The following is an 18,513-nucleotide window of genomic DNA, read 5'->3' on the forward strand; positions in this document are numbered from 1 at the left end:
CCGGGATTGTCACACGTAGCCGATGCCGAACTCCATCAGGCCGACGAGGTCGATGTTGGCCGCGTTGAGCTCGGTCTCGGCGGCCAGCACGCCGAGCTCGGCGGGCGTCAGCACGTGGCTGTCGAGCAGGCCCTTGAAGTAGGCCAGGTCCGCCGGCGGTGGCGCGTAGCCGACCACGTTGTCGTAGAGCAGGTTCACGATGGCCGCGTGGCTGGCGTTGGGGCCCAGCGCGGCGTCCAGCGCCAGCTGCATCACCGCTTCGTAGCTGATGCCGCCGTCGAGCAGGTCGAGCCCGATGCCGACGTAGGTCTCGTTGTAGATGGCATCGGCGCCGAACACCGCGCCGAGGATCTTGACGGTGATGCCGGCATTGCCGTCGAGGTCGAGGGCCCAGTAGCCGTCGTCCCACGCGATGCGCTCGACCTCGTACAGCAGCTCGCGGCCTTCGCTGTTCGTCGGCACGGCGTGGTTCAGCGCGAAGCCGCCCTCGATGACCTTGATGGTGTAGTCGCCGGTGAAGCCGCCGAGCACGGCCATGTCGATGTCGGCGCCGCCGACCAGGATGTCGTCGCCCTTGCCGCCGCGCAGGATGTCGCGGCCGTTGCCGCCGTACAGCGTGTCGGGGCCGGTCGTGCCGCGCAGGTCGTCGGGCTGCGCCGTGCCGTTGAACACGTTGCGCAGGTAGGCCGACACGGTGTAGTCGCCGGTGCCGGTATCGAAGTCGGAGGCGGCGATGTAGTAGGTGCCGCTGACCGCCGGCGAGAAGGTCAGCTGCGAGTTCAGCTGGATGCCCGTGTCGTCGTCGTAGGCCAGCGCATGCCCCGCGGCATCGAGCAGCACGAGGTAGGGGTCGTCCAGCCCGGCGGCGCCCGCCGACTTGATGTCGAAGGTGTACTGCCAGCCTGCGTTCAGCGTGACCGCGAAGCGGTCGGTGTCCGTCGGCACGCCGATCTTGCCGCTGGCGACGGTGCCGTTGGTGGCGAGCGTGCCGACGTTGTCGGCGTAGTCGTCGGTCGGGCGCGCCAGCGAGATGCTGTAGCCGCCGGTGGCCTCGGCATAGTCGAATCCGGCGACGTAGTAGGTGCCGCTGGTGCTGGGCGTGAAGTACAGCTGCGCGTCGCGGTTGCTGTCGCTGATGTCGTCGTTGTAGGCGATCAGATCGGCTTCGGGCAGCGTGCCGTACAGGACCATGTACGGGTCGACGTTGCTGCCGGCGGCCTTCTTCATGTCGAAGCGGTAGGTCACGCCGGCAATCAGGTTGGCCTTGAAGAGGTCGCCGTCGTTCGGGGTGTCGATGCGGGCGCTGATCGCCCCGCCGTTGGCGGGCAGCACGCCGGTGGTGCTGACGCTCAGCGGGTAGTCGTCGGTCGATGCGACGACGGCGGTGCGGAAGTTCCAGGCCGTCGAGCCGCTGATGCCCGCGAAGCCGTTGCCGCTGGCGTCGCGGAAGGCGTTGGGGTCGATGTTGACGTAGAAGGCGGTGTCCGACGGCAGGTTCTCGCCGGGGTTGATCGTGACGCTGCTGCCGTTGATCTGCACGGCCAGCGTGTCGCTGACGCTGATGTCGCGCAACAGCGTGCCGTTGGCGGTGTACACGCGGATGCTGCCGGCGCCGCGCACGACCGTCTCGCTGAAGTTCATCACCAGGTCGGCGCCGATGTTGACCTGGCTCGCGTCGTCCGCCGGCGTGCGCGTGACCACGGTCGGCGCGCTGCTGTCCTGCGTGGTCGCGCTCAGCGTGTAGGCGCCGGTGCCGTTGCCGTAGTCGTAGACGCCGAGGTAGTAGACGCCGCTGACCGTCGGCGTGAAGCCGATGCGCGCGTTGCCGCCGCCGGCGCTGTCGTCGTCCTGGATCAGGAAGTCCACCGCCGGCAGCGGACTGAACAGCGCGAGGTAGGGATCGGTCAGGCCGCCGCCGCCGCTGCGGTTGAGCGTGAAGGTGTAGTTGGTCCCGGCGACCAGCGTGACCTTGAACAGGTCGTCGTCCAGCGGCACTTCGATGACGCCGGTGGCCGCGGCCCCATTGACGGTGACGACCCCGGGGGTGTCGACGTGGTAGGGATAGTCGTCGGTGACGGTGCCCGAGCTGGTGCGGAAGTTCCAGGTCGTGGCGGCATTGAAGCCGGCATAGGCGTTGCCGGCGCCGTCGCGGATCGCGCCGCTGTCGATGGTGACGAAGAAGTCGGTGCCGGCGGCCAGGTCGGCCGCGGGATTGATCGAGACCGTGCTGCCGTCGAAGCTGATCTGCGTCGTGTCGCCGATCGCGATGGTGCGCACGATCGCATTGCCGCTGCGGATGGTGACGTTGCCGCTGCCGGCGACCACCGGCTCGTTGAACTGCAGCACCAGGTTCGCCCCGGGGGCGACGCTGCCCGCGTCGTCGGCCGGCGTCAGCCCCACCAGCTGCGGCGCGCTGGTGTCGGTGGTGCCGGTGCTGAAGTTCCAGACCGTGGCGCTGCCGATGCCCGACCAGCGGTTCTCCGCCTGGTCGGTGATCGCGCCGGCGTCGATCAGCACGTAGTAGCCGCGGCCGGCCAGCAGGTTGGCCGTCGGGTTGACCGTCACGGTGCTGCCGTTGAACGTGACCTGGCCCGTGTCGGCGACCGAGATGCTCGTGAACAGCGAGCCGTCGGCATTGAAGATGTTGATGCTGCCGCTGCCCGGTTCGACGGTCTCGCTGAAGCTGAGCACCAGGTTCGCGCCGATCGACACCGCGTTGGCGTTGTCGCCCGGATTGGTGGACTGCAGCACGGGCGCGGTGCTGTCGCCGCCGGGGGCGAGGTCGCCGACGTTGCGCACGCCATCGGCGAACTGGAAGCGTTCGACACCGCTGATGCGGTCGCTGCCGCTGGCCGCGCCGGTGACCGTGATCTGGCCGCCGGCGACGTTGATCGTGTAGCTGGAGAACGGGCCTTCGAGCACGACCGTGTCGTTGCCGCCGCCGCCTTCGATGATGTCGTTGCCGGTGCCGCCGACCAGCGTGTCGTCGCCTTCGCCGCCGTTGAGCTCGTCGTTGCCGGCGCCGCCTTCGAGCCGGTTCGCCGCATCGTTGCCGGTGATCGTGTCGTTGCCGGGGCCGGTGCGGGCGTTCTCGATCGTCGTGTTGTAGGCGATCGCGATGTTGTTCGTCATGCTGTTCGCAGACGAGAACTGGCCGGCGCGCAGGTCGACCCGGCTGGCGGTGCTCCAGCCCGACAGGTCCAGCGTGTCGTTGCCGCCGGAGTCGTAGATCGTCAGGATCGGATGTGCGTTCTGCGTGAAGTCGTAGATCGCGCCGGTCGGGCCGCCGACGGTGCTGCTGAAGCCGTAGACCGTGTTGTCCAGCCGCGTCGTGGTCGATGCGCCGTAGATGCGCTGGATCGCCATGATGTCGTTCAACATCGGCGTCTGCGGCGAGTAGGTCTGCCCGTCGTCGGCCACCCAGTCGGCCTGCATCACCTCGGCCGAGTAGTTCGGCGCCGCGTAGCGCGGACCGAAGTAGGACATGATCGACAGCACCACGCTGTCCTGGAACGACGACGGCGACCAGTTGCCGTTGCCGTTGTAGTCGCCCATGTGGTCGAGGCCGAGCGCATGCCCGATCTCGTGGATGAAGGTCTGGAAGCCGTACTGGCCGATGGCCGTGCGCACCAGGTCGCCTTCGGTGGCGTTGAACCAGGCGCTGCCGATCTGCGGGTAGTAGGCGTGGGCGTAGCCGATGGACGTGCTGGTGTACGCCATCTCGATGTTGGTCTGTCCCGGCGTTCCGGGTGCGAAGCCCTGCACGATCAGGTCGTCCCAGGTGGCCAGCGCCAGCGTCATCAGGCTCTGCTGCGCGGGGTCGGCGGCGCGGAATCCGGCGGCCTCGCCCTGCGAGTACATGCCGTTCGAGCTGGTCGGGAAGGCGTAGGTGATCGTGTCGCCCGACCAGCGCGAGCCGCCGTTGAGCTGGTTGAAGACCTGGTCGAGGCTCCAGTTGGCCGCCATGCTGATGCTCCTCCGAGGGGTCCCGGATCTGTCGTCTATCGAATGGCGTTTATTGAATCACGCAGCGATGACGCCGCGTAGGCGCCATTGGAGCCATTGGTCATATCGTCGATGGGCCAACAGCGGCTAACTGCACGGAACCTGAACCAGTTCACGCCGGCCGCCGTCGACCCGCACCGCGCTCAGGCGGCCGCCCCAGACGCAGCCGGTGTCCAGGGCCATCAGCATGGGTTCGAGCCTCAGCCCCAGGGTCGACCAGTGGCCGAACGCGATCGGCGTGCCGGCGGTGCGGCGGTCCGGCACCTCGAACCACGGGCGGAAGCCCGGCGGCGCGGCGGCGGCGGCGTCCTTGGTGGCGAAGTCCAGCGTGCCGTCGTCGCTGCAGAAGCGGATGCGCGTCAGCACGTTGATCACGAAGCGCCACCGGTCGGGGCCGGTGAGCGATGCATCCCAGCGCAGCGGCTCGTTGCCGTACATCACGCGCAGGAAGGCGGCCAGGTCGGGGCCGCGCAGCAGCGCGCCCACCTCGCCGGCCAGCGCCAGCGTCTGCGCCGCGTCCCACTGCGGCACCACCCCGGCATGCACCAGCAGCCAGCCGTGGGCGGTGTCCGCCAGCGGGCACTGGCGCACCCAGTCGAGCCAGCCCTCGCGCTCGGGGCTGGCCAGGATCTCGCCCAGCGTGTCGCTCCTGTGCAGCGGCCGCACGTGCTCGGCGGCGGCCAGCAGGTGCAGGTCGTGGTTGCCGAGCAGGCAGGTGGCCGAGGGCCCGAGGCCGCGCAGGCGCTCCAGCGTGCGCAGCGACTGCGGGCCGCGGTTGACCAGGTCGCCCAGCACGTGCAGCCGGTCGCGCGAGGGCGAGAAGCCGATCTCGGCGAGCAGGCGGTCGAAGGCATCGCAGCAGCCTTGCAGGTCGCCGACGAGGTAGTGCATCGGGAAAGTGGGGGGCGGGCCCGGCAGGAACGGACCCGTGATTCTGCTACGCTCGCGCCCTCGCTCTTTCCGGGGCGCGCAGCCCGGGACGCTCCTTTGCCCCGGGGACGGCGCCACCACATGGACGTTGCGCTTCTAGTTTTCCTGATTCTTCTCAACGGGCTGTTCGCCATGTCCGAAATGGCCCTCACCGCGGCGCGCAAGGCGCGGCTGGCGGTGATGGTCGAGGCCGGCGAGTCCGGCGCCCAGGTCGCCCTCGACCTGCACGATCACCCGACGAAATTCCTCTCCACGGTGCAGATCGGCATCACGTCGATCGGCGTGCTGAACGGCATCGTCGGCGATGCCGCGTTCTCGAAGCCGCTGGCCGAATGGCTGCTGGGCAGCTTCCCGATCGGCCCGGCGGTGGCCACGATCACCGCGACGGCGCTGGTCGTCGTGATCATCACGTTCCTGACGATCATCTTCGGCGAGCTGGTGCCCAAGCGCCTGGGGCAGATGTACCCGGAGACCGTGGCGCGCCTGGTCGCGCGGCCGATGGAATGGCTGTCGGCCGCGACACGGCCCTTCGTCTGGCTGCTGTCGCTGTGCACCGACACGACCTTGCGGCTGCTGGGCATCCGCGAGGCGCCCTCGCGCAGCGTGACGGAAGAGGAGATCGCCGCCAGCCTCGAGGAAGGCCTGGAGACCGGCGTCATCGAGGCGCAGGAGCACCAGATGGTGCGCAACGTGTTCCGCCTGGACGAGCGCCAGATCGGCTCGATGATGATCCCGCGCGCCGAGATCACCTGGCTCGACCTGGGCGCCCCGATGCCCGAGCTGCTGGCGCTGATGGCCGAACACGGCCGCTCGCGCTACCCGGTGTGCCGCGGCGGGCTCGACGACGTGATCGGCGTCGTCGAGGCGCGATCGCTGCTGCAGCCGCTGGCGCGCGGCGAGGTGGTGGACATCGCCGCGCTGATGCAGCCGCCGGTGTTCGTGCCCGAGACGCTGTCGGGCATGGAACTGCTGGAGCACTTCCGCGCGGCGACCAGCGAGATGGTCTTCGTCGTCGACGAGTACGGCGCGGTGCAGGGCGTGATCTCGGTGCGCGACGTGCTGGAGGCGATCGCCGGCGAGTTCAGCCCGCCGAGCGCCGAGGACGCCTGGGCCGTGCAGCGCGAGGACGGCAGCTGGCTGATGGACGGGCTGATCCCGGTGCCCGAGCTGAAGGACCGACTGGAACTGAAGGAGCTGCCCGAGGAAGACCGCGGCCGCTACAACACGCTGGCCGGCATGGTGATGCTGCTGCTCGGCCGGCTGCCGCGCACGGCCGATGTGGTGGAATGGGAGGCTTGGCGTTTCGAGGTCGTCGACCTCGACGGCAAACGAGTCGACAAGGTGCTGGTCTCCCGCATCGAACCCACCGAACACCCTGGTAGTACGAACCCATGATCAACGAAAACCTGCACAAGAAGCCCGCCGCGCTGGATCGCCAGAAGCATCGCAACCTGAAGCTCGATCGCACGGCGCGCGACATGTCGCGCAACCGCAGCCTGAATGCCTTCTTCATTGCGGCCGGCGAGTTCGCCGAGGCCTGCAAGGACTACCCGATCGTGTGGGTCCCGGCCGGCAAGGACGCGCAGGGCAAGCAGCAGGTCGCGCCGATCGTCGTCTTCGGCCTGCAGGCCGGCCAGAACCTGTGCATCGACGCCGCCGACCGCTGGCGCGTGCGCTACGTGCCGGCGATGCTGCGCACCTACCCGTTCGCGATGGCCCGCACCAGCGAGACCGAGCTGCTGCTGTGCATCGACGAGGAATGGGTCGGCTTCTCCGAGGAGAAGGGCGAGCCGCTGTTCAAGGCCGACGGTGCGCCCAGCGAGCTGACGCTGGGCGTCCAGCAGCAGCTGGAGCAGCTCGAAGGTGACATCGAGCGCACCCGGCGCTATGGCGAGATCCTGGTCGAGAAGCAGCTGCTGCGCGACATGCAGTTCGACGCCACGATGCCCGACGGCCAGAAGATCCATGTCGACGGCTTCCTGACGATTGACGACGACAAGATGAACAAGCTGTCGGACGCCGACCTGCTGGCGCTGACCAAGTCCGGTCTGATGGGCCTGGTGCATGCGCACCAGATCTCGCTGTCGAACATGAACCGCCTCGCCGAATGGCAGGCCGAGCGCACGGCCGCCACGGCCGCCGCTGAGGCGACGAAGCCGGCCGCCTGAGGTCCGGGCGCTCCGGCGCCCGCGCATCGAACGCATCGCCTGCCGCGGGGAAGCCCGCGGCGGGCGTTGTCGTTTCATGGCTTCGGGTTTTCACCAATCGCCGGCTTGATTCGCTTCTGAAGAATACACACTGTATACAGCGATGCATCCTTGAAGGTGATTCTCATGGCTTCGTTCCCCCTCAACGCCTGGTACGCCGCGGCCTACGATGTCGAGTTGAAGGCCGCGCTGCTGCCGCGCACGATCTGCAACCAGAAGGTCGTTCTCTACAGAAAGACCGATGGCCGGCCGGCGGCGCTGGAGGATGCCTGCTGGCACCGATTGCTGCCGCTGTCGATGGGCCGGCTCGAGGGCGATCAGGTGGTCTGCGGCTACCACGGTCTTGTATTCAATGATGAGGGTCGCTGTACGCACATGCCCTCGCAGCACACGATCAACCCGTCGGCCTGCGTGCGCGCCTACCCGGTGGTCGAGCGGCATCGCTTCATCTGGCTGTGGCCGGGCGACCCGGCGCTGGCCGACCCGGCGTTGATCCCCGACCTGCACTGGAACCATGACCCGGCCTGGGCCGGCGACGGCCAGCGCATCGCGGTGAAGTGCGACTACCGCCTGGTGATCGACAACCTGATGGACCTGACGCACGAGACCTTCGTGCACGGCAGCTCGATCGGCGATCGCGCGGTCGCCGAGGCGCCCTTCGTCGCGACCCACGGCGAGCGCTTCGCCACCGTCACCCGCTGGATGGAGGGCATCACGCCGCCGCCGTTCTGGGCCGCGCAGATCGCGCAGGCGCTCGACTACCGCGGCCCGGTCGACCGCTGGCAGATCATCCGCTTCGAGGCCCCGGCGACCGTCGTCATCGATGTGGGCGTCGCCGAGGCCGGCACCGGGGCCCGTGCGGGCGACCGCAGCCGGGGCGTCAACGGCCAGGTGCTGAACACCATCACGCCGGAGACCGAGACCAGCTGCCACTACTTCTGGGCCTTCGCGCGCAACTACTGTCTCGGCGAGCAGCGCCTGACGCACGAGCTGCGCGAAGGCGTCGCCCGCATCTTCCGGGAGGACGAGGCGGTGCTCGAGGCGCAGCAGCGGGCGATCGACGAACGTCCCGGCTACCGCTTCTACAACCTGAACATCGACGCCGGCGCGATGTGGGCGCGGCGCCTGATCGACGCACGCATCGCCGCGGAGGCGCCGGCGCAGCGCACCATCGCGCTGCGGCGGGCGGCCTGAGCGGGAAGTGGGCACGATGAGCGACAACGTGATCGACCTGGCCGCAGCGGACGACGCCGGCGCATCGCAGACGGTGCGCGCGCAGGGCCGGCTGCGCGAGCTGATCGTCAGCGGCGAGCTCGCGCCCGGCGCGCGCATTCCCGAGCTGGCGCTGGTGGAGCGCCTGGGCGTGTCGCGCACGCCGGTGCGCGCGGCGCTGCTGCGGCTGCAGGAAGAAGGGCTGCTGGAGGCACTGCCGGGCGGGGGCTTCGTCGTGCGCGAGTTCAGCGAGGCCGACATCCACGACGCCATCGAGCTGCGCGGCACGCTCGAAGGCCTGGCGGCGCGCCTCGCGGCCGAGCGCGGCTGCGGCGCAGTGGTGCTGGCCGGGCTGCGCGATTGCCTCGCGCGCATCGACGAGCTGCTGGCGCTGCAGACGCTGGACGACGCGGCTTTTGCGAGTTATGCCGAGCAGAACGGCCGCTTCCACCGGCTGCTGGCCGACGCTGCCGGCAGCCCCACGGTGCGGCGGCAGATCGACCGCGCGGTGACCCTGCCGTTCGCCTCGCCGAACGGCTTCGTGCGCGTCGGCGCCGGCGCCCCGGCGGCGCGCGACACGCTGCTGATCGCCCAGGCGCAGCACCATGCGGTGGTCGATGCCATCGTCCGGCGCGAGGGCGCTCGCGCCGAGAACCTGATGCGCGAGCATGCGCGCATCGCGCGCGGCAAGTTCGACGAGGCGCTGGTGACGCAGCTGGGCCTGCAGGCCGTGCCCGGCGCCGGGCTGATCCGCCGCGCCGGACGCTGAAACCGCGGAGCCATTGACATGAAGCAATCCACCGACTGGCAGAACGCGCGCATCGTGCACATCGCGGCGCGCAGCCCGACCGTGCGCGAGTTCCACATCGCGAGCGACGCCCCCTTCGAACGCTGGACGCCCGGCGCGCACCTGCAGCTGCAGATCGCACCCGACCGCTCGCCGGGCGAGACCCGCTGCTATTCGCTGGTCGGCTCGCCGGACGACGGCGTCTACCGCATCGCCGTCAAGCGGCTCGCGGCCAGCCGGGGCGGCTCGCGCTGGCTGCATGGCCTGGAGGTCGGCGCGCGCCTGCGCATCCTGCCGCCGCACAACCACTTCGAGCTGCCGATCGGTGAACGTGCGACCCTGCTGGTCGCCGGCGGCATCGGCATCACGCCGCTGGTCGGCATGGCCCAGGCGCTGGGTGCCCGTGCCGCGCCGCTGCGCATGGTGTACACCGCCGCCCGCAGCGACGAGCTGGTCTATGCCGACACGCTGCGCCCGCTGCTCGGCGACCGGCTCGCCACCTTCGCCGCCGACCGCGGCGAGCGGCTGGACCTGGCCGCCGAGTTCGCCGCGCTGCCGCCCGACGCGCAGGCGCTGGTCTGCGGGCCGTTGCGGCTGCTGCAGGACGCGCAGGCGCGGTGGGCAGCGGCCGGCCGGCCGGCGTCGCTGCTGCGATTCGAGACCTTCGGCGCCGGCGGCGAACGGCCCGCACAGGCCTTCCGCGTGCGGCTGCCGCGCCACGGCGTCGAGCTGACCGTGCCGGCCGAGCGCAGCCTGCTCGACGTGCTCGAGGACCACGGCATCGCCGTGCTGTCGGACTGCCGCAAAGGCGAGTGCGGCCTGTGCGCGCTGGACATCGTCGGCCGCGACGGCGCCTGCACGATCGACCACCGCGACGTGTTCTTCAGCGCCGACGAACGCCACCAGGACCGGCGCCTGTGTGCCTGCGTCTCGCGGGCGGCCGGCGCCGATCCGGTGCTGGTGCTCGACGATGCCTGGCGGCCGGATCCCGCCGCTGCCAGCATGCCGGCCGGTGCCGGCCATGCCGCCGCGCGATAGCTGATATGGGCCGAACGGTGCAGCCCCTGCGGGCCGCCCCGGATCGGCAGCTCCGCGGCCCCGCCGCACACTGTCCCGTGCTGGAAAGACCTCCCATGACCACCCGCAGCACCCCGCCATTCCGCGCCGACCACGTCGGCAGCTTCCTGCGACCGAAGGTCCTGCTCGACGCGCGCGAGCAGCGCGACCGCGGCGAGATCACGGCCGAGCAGCTGCGCGAAGTCGAGGACCGGGCGATCGCCGAGATCGTGAAGTTCCAGCAGGACGTCGGCCTGCAGAGCATTACCGACGGCGAGTTCCGCCGCACCTACTTCCACATTGACTTCCTCGAGCAGCTCGGCGGCGTGCAGTGCGATGCGCCGGTGACGATCCGCAAGCCCGATGGCAGCGAAGAGCTCGCGCCGCCGGTCATGCGTGTGACGGGCAAGGTGCGCCACGCGAAGGACATCCAGCGCGCCGACTTCGAGTACCTGAAGTCCCAGGTGGACAAATCGGGCATTCCGGGCTGCACGCCGAAGGTGACGATCCCGTCGCCGACGATGCTGCACTTCCGCGGCGGCCGCGCGGGCATCAGCCGCGAGGCCTATCCGGAGCTCGACCCCGATTTCTACGACGACGTCGCGCGCGCCTACGGCGACGAGCTGCGCTCGCTGGCCGCGGCCGGCTGCACCTACGTGCAGATGGACGACACCAACATGGCCTACCTCTGCGACGAGCGCATGCGCGAGGCCGCCCGCCAGCGCGGCGACGATCCGAACGAGCTGCCGCACCGCTACGCCACGTTCATCAACAAGGTCGTCGCGCACAAGCCCGAAGGCATGACGCTGGCGATGCACCTGTGCCGCGGCAACTTCAAGAGCACGCACGCGGCGGCCGGTAACTACGAGCCGGTGGCCGAGGCGCTGCTGTCGGAAATGCACCTCGACGCGTACTTCATGGAGTACGACGACGACCGCTCGGGCGACTTCCGGCCGCTGCGCTTCCTGCCCAAGGGCAAGATCGTCGTGCTGGGCCTCGTGACCACGAAGTTCGGCGAGCTCGAGAGCAAGGACACGCTGAAGCGGCGCATCGACGAGGCCGCCCGCTACGCACCGCTGGAGCAGCTGTGCCTGTCGCCGCAATGCGGCTTCTCCAGCACGGTGCACGGCAACAACATCGCGGTCGAGGCGCAGCGTCGCAAGCTGGCGCTGGTGGTCGAGACGGCCCGGGAAGTGTGGGGATGAGCCGCCGCGGCACCAGCGTTTCCACGCATGGCGCCCGGGCACCGGCATCGCAACAGTAGCCGGCTGAATCAAGAAGGAGACGTCGCATGAAGAAGATGATCGCTGGTGTGCTCGCCAGTGCGGCCGCCCTGGCCCTGTGCACCGCCGCGCGCGCGCAGGAGGTGACGCTGAAGTTCCACCACATCTGGAACACGCAGGCGATGGCCTCGGTGCAGGTCATCACGCCGTGGTGCGACAAGGTGGCCAAGGAATCGGCCAACAAGCTGAAGTGCCAGATCTTCCCGGCGATGTCGATGGGCGGCACGCCGCCGCAGCTGGTCGACCAGGTGAAGGACGGGGTCGCCGACCTGGTGATCACGCTGCCGGGCTACACCGCCGGCCGCTTCCCGGCGCTGGAGGTCTTCGAGCTGCCGTTCATGACGAACTCGGCCGAGGTCGGCGCCCGCGCCGCGTGGGACTACCTGCAGAAGTACGCGCTGAAGGAATTCCCCGGCACGAAGATCCTCGCGATCTGGGTGCATGACGAAGGCTACGTGCACACCCGCGAGAAGCCGGTGAAGACACTGGCCGACTTCAAGGGCCTGAAGATGCGTGCGCCGACGCGGCAGACCAACAAGCTGCTCGCCGCGCTGGGCGCCACGCCGGTGGGCATGCCGCTGCCGGCCATCGTCGACGCGGTGAGCAAGGGCACCATCGACGGCTTCCTGCTGCCGTGGGAGGTGATGCCGTCGCTGAAGCTGCACGAGATGGTCAAGTACCACAGCGAGACCGACCCGTCGCGCCCGGCGCTGTACAGCGCGGTGTTCGTCTTCGCGATGAACCAGGCCAAGTACGACAGCCTGCCTGCGGACCTGAAGAAGGTGGTCGACGACAACAGCGGCGCGGTGCTGTCGCAGAACATCGGCAAGATCTGGGACGGCAGCCAGGCGGCGGGCCGCAAGCTCGCGCAGGACCGTGGCAACAGCTTCTACATGATCCCGGCGTCCGAGCTGCAGAACTGGGTGCAAGCCTCGCAGCCGCTGTACCGCGACTTCGTGTCCGACATGGACAAGAAGGGCCTGCCGGGCCAGCAGATGCTGCAGGACGCGCGCGACCTGCTGACCAAGTACAAGAAGTAAGCGCCGCTTCGTGCAGGGCGTGCTGATCTCGCTGGCGCGGCGCTTCGCGCTCGCCGGCGGCGCGGTCGCGAGCGGCCTCGCCTTGATGACGGTGGCCAGCATCGCCGGCCGGGCGCTGTGGTCGCAGCCCATCCCCGGCGATGTCGAGCTGATGCAGATGGGCATCGCGCTGTGCATCTCGCTGTGCCTGCCCTGGTGCCAGTTGCACGGCTCGAACATCATCGTCGACTTCTTCACCCAGTCGTTGCCGCAGCGCGCTACCCGCGCGCTCGACGGCATCGGCACGCTGCTGCTGGCGCTGATGTGTTCGCTGCTCTCGCTGCGCACCGCGGCGGGTGCCATCGCGGTGAACGCCGCCGACGAGCAGACGATGATCATCGGCCTGCCGATGTGGTGGGCCTACGCGATGCTGGCGCCCGGCCTCGCGCTGACCGCGGTGATCGGCGTGTGGCAGGCCGGGCGGCTGCTGCGCGGGCTGCCGCCGCTGCCCGAGGCGCAGGAGGCGGCGAAGTGAATCCCACCGCCATCGGCCTGCTGATGTTCGCGGGCATGCTCGTCTTGATGGCCGTGCGCATCCCGATCGCGGCGGCGATGTTCATCCCCGGCGCGCTCGGCTACTGGGCGATGGCCAACGACATGGCGCTGCTGAACCTGCTCAAGGGCAGCGCGGTGGCCCGGCTGACGGTCTACGACCTGTCGGTGATCCCGCTGTTCCTGCTGATGGGGCAGTTCGCGACGCAGGGCGGGCTGTCGCGCGCGCTGTTCCAGGCCGCCGCCGCCTTCGTGGGGCACATTCGCGGGGGCCTGGCGATGGCCTCGGTGCTGTCGGCCGCGGCTTTCGGCGCGGTGTGTGGCTCGTCGGTGGCGACCTCGGCGACGATCACGCAGGTGGCCTACCCGGAGATGAAGGCCCATGGCTACCACGGGCGCCTGACCACCGCCGCGCTGGCCAGCGCCGGCACGCTGGGCATCCTGATCCCGCCGTCGGTGCCGCTGGTGGTCTACGCGATCCTCACCGAGCAGAACGTCGCGAAGCTGTTCGCCGCGGCGATGCTGCCCGGCATCATCGCGACGATCGGCTACCTCGTCGTCATCGCGATCCTCTGCCGCGTGAAGCCCGAGCTGGCGACGCCGAGCGCACCGGTGCCCTGGGGCGAGCGCTGGAAGGCGCTGGTCGGCGTGTGGCCGATCGCGGCGATCTTCATCATCGTCTTCGGCGGCATCTACCGGGGCATCTTCTCGCCGACCGAAGGCGCGGCGGTCGGCGCGGTCGGCACCTTCGTCGCGGCGCTCGCGCGCCGCGAGCTGACGCTGGTGGGCATCAAGCGCAGCTTCCTCGGCACCGCCGAGACCTCGGCGATGGTCTTCATGATCTTCCTCGGCGCCGACATGATGAATTCGGCGCTGGCCTTGACGCAGATGCCGGCCAACCTGGCCGACTGGGTCGGCCACCTCGCGGTGCCGCCGCTGGCCATCGTCGGCGCGGTGCTGTTCGGCTACATCCTGCTCGGCTGCGTGATGGACGAGCTGTCGATGATGCTGCTGACCATTCCGGTGATCTTCCCGGCGGTGATGAGCCTGGACCTGTTCGGCTTGGCGCCCGAGCCGAAGGCGATCTGGTTCGGCATCCTGGTGCTGATGACGGTGGGCATCGGCCTCACCGCGCCCCCGGTGGGGCTGAACGTCTACGTCGTCAACGGCATCGCGCGCGACGTGCCGATGAGCGAGACCTACAAGGGCGTGCTCCCCTTCCTCGCCACCGACGTGCTGCGCATGCTGGTGCTGATGTTCTTCCCGGCGCTCACCTTGTCCTTCGTGAATCTGTTCTTCAAGTAGACGCGGTAGGCTTCGGGGATTCGATCGAAGACCCAGGAGACCTGCGATGTCCGAAGCGCTGATCCTCGTCGGCAACGAGGGCCCGGTGCGCACGCTGACGCTGAACCGTCCCGCGGCGCTGAACAGCTTCAATGGCGCGATGCATGGCGAGCTGCGCACCGCGCTGGCCGATGCCGCCGCCGACGAGACGGTGCGCTGCCTCGTGATCACAGGCGCCGGCCGCGGTTTCTGCGCCGGCCAGGACCTGAACGATGCCGAGCTCGGCGCCGATGTCGAGGGCGTCGTCGAGCGCCACTACAAGCCGCTGGCGCTGACGATCCGCAGCTTCCCGGTGCCGGTGATCGCGATGGTCAACGGCGTCGCCGCCGGCGCCGGCGCGAACCTGGCGCTCGGCTGCGACTTCGTCATCGCCGCGCGCTCGGCCAGCTTCATCCAGGCCTTCGCCAAGATCGCGCTGGTGCCCGACTGCGGCGGCACCTGGCTGCTGCCGCGGCTGGTCGGCCGTGCCCGCGCGATCGGCCTGGCGATGACCGGCGACAAGCTGCCCGCCGAGGACGCCGAGCGCATCGGCATGATCTGGCGCTGCGTCGACGATGCCGCGCTGGCCGACAGCACGCGGTCGCTGGCCGAGAAGCTGGCCGCGCTGCCGTCGAAGGCGCTGGCCGAAACCCGCCGCCTGATCGACGCCGCCGCGCCGATGGACTACGCCGCCGCGCTGAGCCAGGAAGCGACCGTGCAGGGCGCGATGAGCCGCGGCGCCGATTTCGCCGAAGGCGTCGGCGCGTTCCTGCAGAAGCGGGCGCCGGTGTTCAAGGACCGTTGAACGCCATCACCCACGCTTCAGGAACTGACGCGGTTCGCGCGCGGTGTGCGCCACGGCGATGACGAGAACCGACTCGTCCCGCACGGCGTAGAGAAGACGAAACGGAAAGCCGCGGACTGAACAGGCCCGGATGTCGCGTTCGACCTGTCGGAACGCCTCGGGCCTGCGCGCTATCAACTGCTCGGCGAGTTCAATGGCGTGGATGAAGCGCTCGCCGAGGCCCGGCGCCGCGCTTTCATACAAGTCCACCTGCGCAAGGTACTCGTCGCGCGCCGGAGGCAGGTAGCGCACCTGCATCAACGCAGTCTTGAACGGGCTTCGCGATGGACTTCCGCTGCGGGCTCGGCCGGCAACGCGCCTTCGTCGTAGGCCGCGAGCCGTTCGCGGGCCACGACCTGCCAGGCCTGGTCAACCTCTTCGCTGGGTTCACCGTCGAGTGATCGCAGGAGGTCCAGTGCCAACTGGGCACGTTCCCGGGCATCGAGTTGTCGCGCTTCGCGCTGGATGTCGATCAGATTCGCCATGCGCGCAGGATACGCCTCTCGAGGTTCAGCCGATCGCCTCCGGCGTCAGCCGATCACCTCCGGCGTGGGCGGCGCTGCCGGCCCGATCTTGAAAACGCCGCTGACGCGCAGGCAGGGCACGCCGTCGGCGGTGGCCAGGCCCTGCGCGAAGACCATGTTGCGCGTCGCGCGCAGCACCTGCGCTTCGCCCTGCACCCAGGCGCCCAGCGGCGCGGGGGCGAGGTAGTCGACCTGCAGGCTGATCGTCGGCAGGAAGCGGAAGCCCACCTCGGTGCTCTTGCGGTGCACGGTGACCGGCAGCAGCATGTCGGCGAAGCTCGCCAGCATGCCGCCGTGGCAGATCTTCAGCGGGTTGCAGTGGCGCGGCTCGACGCGGAAGCCCACCAGCACCTCGTCGCCCGCGTGCTTCAGGTACAGCGGGCCGTTGACGCGGATGAACTCGCCGCCGATCGGCAGCGGCGCGAAGCCCTCGGGCAGCTCGGCAGGGAGGGCGGCAGGCACGGCGGCGCGGTCGGGAGAAGGCGGGTTCGTGTGGTTCATGAGGCGGGTTGCTCGCGGTCGACCTCGGCCAGGAAGTCGGCGCGCTGCATCGTGTCGGTCTGCGTCATCCAGCGCGGATAGACGCGGCGGAAGTCGTCGACGATCTGGTCGAGCGGCATGTCGTCGAAGCTGCCGCGCTGGTGCACGTATTCCATGTGCCGGTTGCCGTGGCGGTCGAACGGGTGGTAGATCGAATCCTCGCGGCCGTCGAACTCCAGCGGCAGCAGGCCGAATCGTTCGCACAGCGACAGGTTGAAGGCCGGCGTCGCCTTGCGCCAGGCGCCGTCGAGCTCGATGTCGGTGTAGCCGTGCCACAGGAACAGGTCGGTCTGCATCGTCTCGCGCATGCGCTCGGTCGACAGGTGGTTGCGCACGTCGGCGTAACCCAGCCGTGCCGGGATGCCGATGGCTCGGCAGGCCGCTGCCAGCAGCGCCGCCTTGGTCACGCACCAGCCGTGGCCGAGCGTGAGCACCGCGCTCGCGCGCATGCCCTCGACGGACAGGTCGACGCGGTAGGGGTCGTAGCGGAAGCCGTCGCGCACCGCGTAGTACAGCGACACCGCGCGCGCGGTGTCGTCGGCGCCCGTGCCATGGCGCTCGGCGAAGGCGATGACGCCGGGATGGTCGCTGTCGATCAGCGCAGTGGGCGCCAGGTCGGAAGGTCTCACAGGTGACTCCTCGAGCCCCAGTTTGCGGCTACCCTGGTCGGCTCGCTGTCACCCGGGTGCCATTGACGATGATCCACTTGTACTACTGGCCGACGCCCAACGGCTGGAAGGTGTCCATCGCGCTGGAGGAGCTCGGCCTGCCGTACGAGGTGAAGCCGCTCAACATCGGCCGCGGCGAGCAGTTCACGCCCGAGTTCACGGCGATGAGCCCGAACCAGCGCATGCCGGCAATCGTCGACGATGCGCCCGCGGACGGCGGCGCGCCGCTGTCGCAGTTCGAGAGCGGCGCGATCCTCGTCTACCTCGCGGAGAAGGCCGGCCGCCTGCTGCCGGCCGACCTGCGCGGCCGCCAGGCGGTGATGCAGTGGCTGATGTGGCAGATGAGCGCGGTCGGCCCGATGCTCGGCCAGCACGGCCACTTCCGCCTCTACGCCCAGGACAAGATTCCATACGCCATCGAACGCTACGAGCGCGAGACGCGGCGGCTGTACGGCGTGCTCGACGCACAGCTGGGGCAGGGCGACTACGTCTGCGGCGACTATTCGATCGCCGACATCGCGATCTTCCCGTGGATCATCACGCACAAGGCGCAGGGGCTGACGCTGGACGACTGGCCCAACGTCAAGCGCTGGTTCGCGGCGGTGCGGGCACGGCCGGCGGTGCAGCGCGGCACCGCGCTGGGCAAGGAATGGCGCAAGGCCGCGATGGACGACGAGGCGCGGCGGCACCTGTTCGGCGCCGCGGCCGGCGGCGCGGCAAACCCAGGCCAGACATCACCGGAGGCGGCGACATGATCGAATTCTTCTTCGACTGCTCGAGCCCGTGGACCTGGCTCGCGTTCCACAACCTGCAGCCGATGGCCGCCGAGCTCGGCGTCAAGGTGCAGTGGAAGCCGGTGCTGGTGGGCGGCATCTTCAACGCGGTGAACCCCAGCGTCTACGAGTTCCGCGAGAAGGGCGTGCCGGCGAAGCAGGCCTACCTGAAGAAGGACCTGCAGGACTGGGCGCACGCGGCCGGGCTGTCGATCGTCTTCCCGCCCAAGGTCTTCCCGGTCAACAGCGTGAAGGCCATGCGCGGCTGCTGCTGGCTGCTGGCCACCGGCGGCGAGCAGGCCATGCTGCCCTTCGCGCGCGCCGTGTTCGAGGCCTACTGGACGCGCGAGGAAGACATCTCGCAGGACGCCGTGCTGGCGCAGTTGTGCGCGCGCTGCGGCATCGACGCGCCGGCCTTCTTCGCGGCGATCGGCTCGCCCGAGATCAAGGCCGCGCTGAAGGCCAATACCGACGAGGTGATCGCGCGCGGCGGCTTCGGCTCGCCGACCATCTTCGTCGGCGAGGACGACATGTACTTCGGCAACGACCGCCTGCCGCTGGTGCGCGAGGCGGTGTTGAGGAAGATCGAGACGCCCTGAGAGTCAGGGCGGGGGCGGCGACCGATGATGTTCGCTTGACCGTTCTCGGCCCCTTGTGTTCGCGTGCGTAATCGAAGGACTGGCGACTTGTGGAGCGACAAAGGCGCGGTCGGGCAGCCCGCACCGCGCGACTCCGGCGGTCGGCCCCGGGGGGGCCGACTTCCCGGGCTCGAGCGGCTCGGGGGCGCGCC

Annotated in this window: 18 protein-coding genes; 12 read left to right on the top strand and 6 right to left on the bottom strand. The window is 69.6% G+C overall.

The annotated features are described in order from the left end of the window. Positions 1–9: 9 nt before the first annotated feature. Both P1K89_RS30100 and P1K89_RS30105 read right to left on the bottom strand, forming a co-directional pair. Positions 10–3,966: an Ig-like domain-containing protein gene (locus P1K89_RS30100; RefSeq protein WP_284620243.1), complete on the bottom strand. Its 3,957-nt coding sequence runs from the start codon at positions 3,964–3,966 to the stop codon at positions 10–12. 126 nt (positions 3,967–4,092) lie between these two features. After that, positions 4,093–4,896: a symmetrical bis(5'-nucleosyl)-tetraphosphatase gene (locus P1K89_RS30105; RefSeq protein WP_284620244.1), complete on the bottom strand. Its 804-nt coding sequence runs from the start codon at positions 4,894–4,896 to the stop codon at positions 4,093–4,095. A 120-nt stretch (positions 4,897–5,016) separates the two neighbouring features. On the opposite strand from P1K89_RS30105, the gene P1K89_RS30110 reads away from it, so the two are divergent. The 10 genes from P1K89_RS30110 (at position 5,017) to P1K89_RS30155 (ending at position 15,179) form a co-directional block, all read left to right on the top strand. Continuing rightward, positions 5,017–6,330 carry a hemolysin family protein gene (locus P1K89_RS30110; RefSeq protein ID WP_284620245.1) on the top strand — a complete coding sequence of 438 codons (1,314 nt, stop codon included), beginning with the start codon at positions 5,017–5,019 and terminating at the stop codon, positions 6,328–6,330. Then, a complete protein-coding gene (locus tag P1K89_RS30115; protein ID WP_284620246.1) occupies positions 6,327–7,103 on the top strand; it encodes a SapC family protein in 777 nt (258 codons plus the stop codon). The genes P1K89_RS30110 and P1K89_RS30115 overlap by 4 nt, the downstream gene beginning before the upstream one ends. A gap of 165 nt (positions 7,104–7,268) precedes the next feature. Continuing rightward, a complete protein-coding gene (locus tag P1K89_RS30120; RefSeq protein WP_284620247.1) occupies positions 7,269–8,336 on the top strand; it encodes an aromatic ring-hydroxylating dioxygenase subunit alpha in 1,068 nt (355 codons plus the stop codon). Positions 8,337–8,352: 16 nt separating this feature from the next. After that, positions 8,353–9,123: a GntR family transcriptional regulator gene (locus P1K89_RS30125; protein WP_284620248.1), complete on the top strand. Its 771-nt coding sequence runs from the start codon at positions 8,353–8,355 to the stop codon at positions 9,121–9,123. A gap of 18 nt (positions 9,124–9,141) precedes the next feature. After that, the gene (locus tag P1K89_RS30130; protein WP_284620249.1) at positions 9,142–10,179 is read left to right on the top strand and encodes a PDR/VanB family oxidoreductase; all 1,038 of its coding nucleotides are present in this window, start codon (positions 9,142–9,144) and stop codon (positions 10,177–10,179) included. A gap of 95 nt (positions 10,180–10,274) precedes the next feature. Continuing rightward, a complete protein-coding gene (locus P1K89_RS30135) occupies positions 10,275–11,402 on the top strand; it encodes a 5-methyltetrahydropteroyltriglutamate--homocysteine S-methyltransferase (protein ID WP_284620250.1) in 1,128 nt (375 codons plus the stop codon). Positions 11,403–11,488: 86 nt separating this feature from the next. Next, on the top strand, positions 11,489–12,520 hold the full coding sequence (locus P1K89_RS30140; protein WP_284620251.1) for a TRAP transporter substrate-binding protein: 1,032 nt from the start codon (positions 11,489–11,491) through the stop codon (positions 12,518–12,520). Between the two features lie 10 nt (positions 12,521–12,530). After that, positions 12,531–13,034, top strand: coding sequence for a TRAP transporter small permease (locus tag P1K89_RS30145; protein ID WP_284620252.1), 504 nt, complete (start codon positions 12,531–12,533; stop codon positions 13,032–13,034). Further along, the gene (locus tag P1K89_RS30150) at positions 13,031–14,356 is read left to right on the top strand and encodes a TRAP transporter large permease (RefSeq protein ID WP_284620253.1); all 1,326 of its coding nucleotides are present in this window, start codon (positions 13,031–13,033) and stop codon (positions 14,354–14,356) included. The genes P1K89_RS30145 and P1K89_RS30150 overlap by 4 nt, the downstream gene beginning before the upstream one ends. A 46-nt stretch (positions 14,357–14,402) precedes the next feature. After that, complete coding sequence (locus P1K89_RS30155) at positions 14,403–15,179, top strand: enoyl-CoA hydratase-related protein (protein ID WP_284620254.1); 777 nt, start codon at positions 14,403–14,405, stop codon at positions 15,177–15,179. A 6-nt stretch (positions 15,180–15,185) separates the two neighbouring features. On the opposite strand, the gene P1K89_RS30160 is transcribed toward P1K89_RS30155, so the two are convergent. Genes P1K89_RS30160 through P1K89_RS30175 form a run of 4 tightly spaced genes read right to left on the bottom strand, consistent with a single transcriptional unit; the run spans position 15,186 to position 16,911 of the window. Beyond that, entirely contained in the window at positions 15,186–15,476 is a 291-nt protein-coding gene (locus P1K89_RS30160) for a type II toxin-antitoxin system RelE/ParE family toxin (RefSeq protein WP_284620255.1), read from the bottom strand. Then, positions 15,476–15,703: an addiction module protein gene (locus P1K89_RS30165; protein ID WP_284620256.1), complete on the bottom strand. Its 228-nt coding sequence runs from the start codon at positions 15,701–15,703 to the stop codon at positions 15,476–15,478. The genes P1K89_RS30160 and P1K89_RS30165 overlap by 1 nt, the downstream gene beginning before the upstream one ends. A gap of 45 nt (positions 15,704–15,748) precedes the next feature. Beyond that, the gene (locus P1K89_RS30170) at positions 15,749–16,204 is read right to left on the bottom strand and encodes a PaaI family thioesterase (protein WP_284620257.1); all 456 of its coding nucleotides are present in this window, start codon (positions 16,202–16,204) and stop codon (positions 15,749–15,751) included. A gap of 35 nt (positions 16,205–16,239) precedes the next feature. Continuing rightward, complete coding sequence (locus P1K89_RS30175) at positions 16,240–16,911, bottom strand: transglutaminase-like domain-containing protein (RefSeq protein ID WP_284620258.1); 672 nt, start codon at positions 16,909–16,911, stop codon at positions 16,240–16,242. A gap of 68 nt (positions 16,912–16,979) precedes the next feature. Between P1K89_RS30175 and P1K89_RS30180 the strand changes: the two genes are divergently transcribed. Both P1K89_RS30180 and P1K89_RS30185 read left to right on the top strand, forming a co-directional pair. Further along, positions 16,980–17,705, top strand: coding sequence for a glutathione S-transferase family protein (locus P1K89_RS30180; RefSeq protein ID WP_284620259.1), 726 nt, complete (start codon positions 16,980–16,982; stop codon positions 17,703–17,705). Beyond that, the gene (locus P1K89_RS30185; protein WP_284620260.1) at positions 17,702–18,322 is read left to right on the top strand and encodes a 2-hydroxychromene-2-carboxylate isomerase; all 621 of its coding nucleotides are present in this window, start codon (positions 17,702–17,704) and stop codon (positions 18,320–18,322) included. The genes P1K89_RS30180 and P1K89_RS30185 overlap by 4 nt, the downstream gene beginning before the upstream one ends. Positions 18,323–18,513 lie beyond the last annotated feature (191 nt).

Source organism: Aquabacterium humicola, from assembly GCF_030167915.1.
GTDB lineage: Bacteria > Pseudomonadota > Gammaproteobacteria > Burkholderiales > Burkholderiaceae_C > Pseudaquabacterium > Pseudaquabacterium humicola.

Bases quoted from the DNA above. Each gene is read 5' to 3' on its own strand.
- P1K89_RS30105 (WP_284620244.1), bottom strand. From the start codon at position 4,896: ATGCACTACCTCGTCGGCGACCTGCAAGGCTGCTGCGATGCCTTCGAC.
- P1K89_RS30100 (WP_284620243.1), bottom strand. From the start codon at position 3,966: ATGGCGGCCAACTGGAGCCTCGACCAGGTCTTCAACCAGCTCAACGGC.
- P1K89_RS30125 (WP_284620248.1), top strand. From the start codon at position 8,353: ATGAGCGACAACGTGATCGACCTGGCCGCAGCGGACGACGCCGGCGCA.
- P1K89_RS30135 (WP_284620250.1), top strand. From the start codon at position 10,275: ATGACCACCCGCAGCACCCCGCCATTCCGCGCCGACCACGTCGGCAGC.
- P1K89_RS30165 (WP_284620256.1), bottom strand. From the start codon at position 15,703: ATGGCGAATCTGATCGACATCCAGCGCGAAGCGCGACAACTCGATGCC.
- P1K89_RS30155 (WP_284620254.1), top strand. From the start codon at position 14,403: ATGTCCGAAGCGCTGATCCTCGTCGGCAACGAGGGCCCGGTGCGCACG.
- P1K89_RS30160 (WP_284620255.1), bottom strand. From the start codon at position 15,476: ATGCAGGTGCGCTACCTGCCTCCGGCGCGCGACGAGTACCTTGCGCAG.
- P1K89_RS30140 (WP_284620251.1), top strand. From the start codon at position 11,489: ATGAAGAAGATGATCGCTGGTGTGCTCGCCAGTGCGGCCGCCCTGGCC.
- P1K89_RS30120 (WP_284620247.1), top strand. From the start codon at position 7,269: ATGGCTTCGTTCCCCCTCAACGCCTGGTACGCCGCGGCCTACGATGTC.
- P1K89_RS30110 (WP_284620245.1), top strand. From the start codon at position 5,017: ATGGACGTTGCGCTTCTAGTTTTCCTGATTCTTCTCAACGGGCTGTTC.
- P1K89_RS30180 (WP_284620259.1), top strand. From the start codon at position 16,980: ATGATCCACTTGTACTACTGGCCGACGCCCAACGGCTGGAAGGTGTCC.
- P1K89_RS30185 (WP_284620260.1), top strand. From the start codon at position 17,702: ATGATCGAATTCTTCTTCGACTGCTCGAGCCCGTGGACCTGGCTCGCG.
- P1K89_RS30115 (WP_284620246.1), top strand. From the start codon at position 6,327: ATGATCAACGAAAACCTGCACAAGAAGCCCGCCGCGCTGGATCGCCAG.
- P1K89_RS30130 (WP_284620249.1), top strand. From the start codon at position 9,142: ATGAAGCAATCCACCGACTGGCAGAACGCGCGCATCGTGCACATCGCG.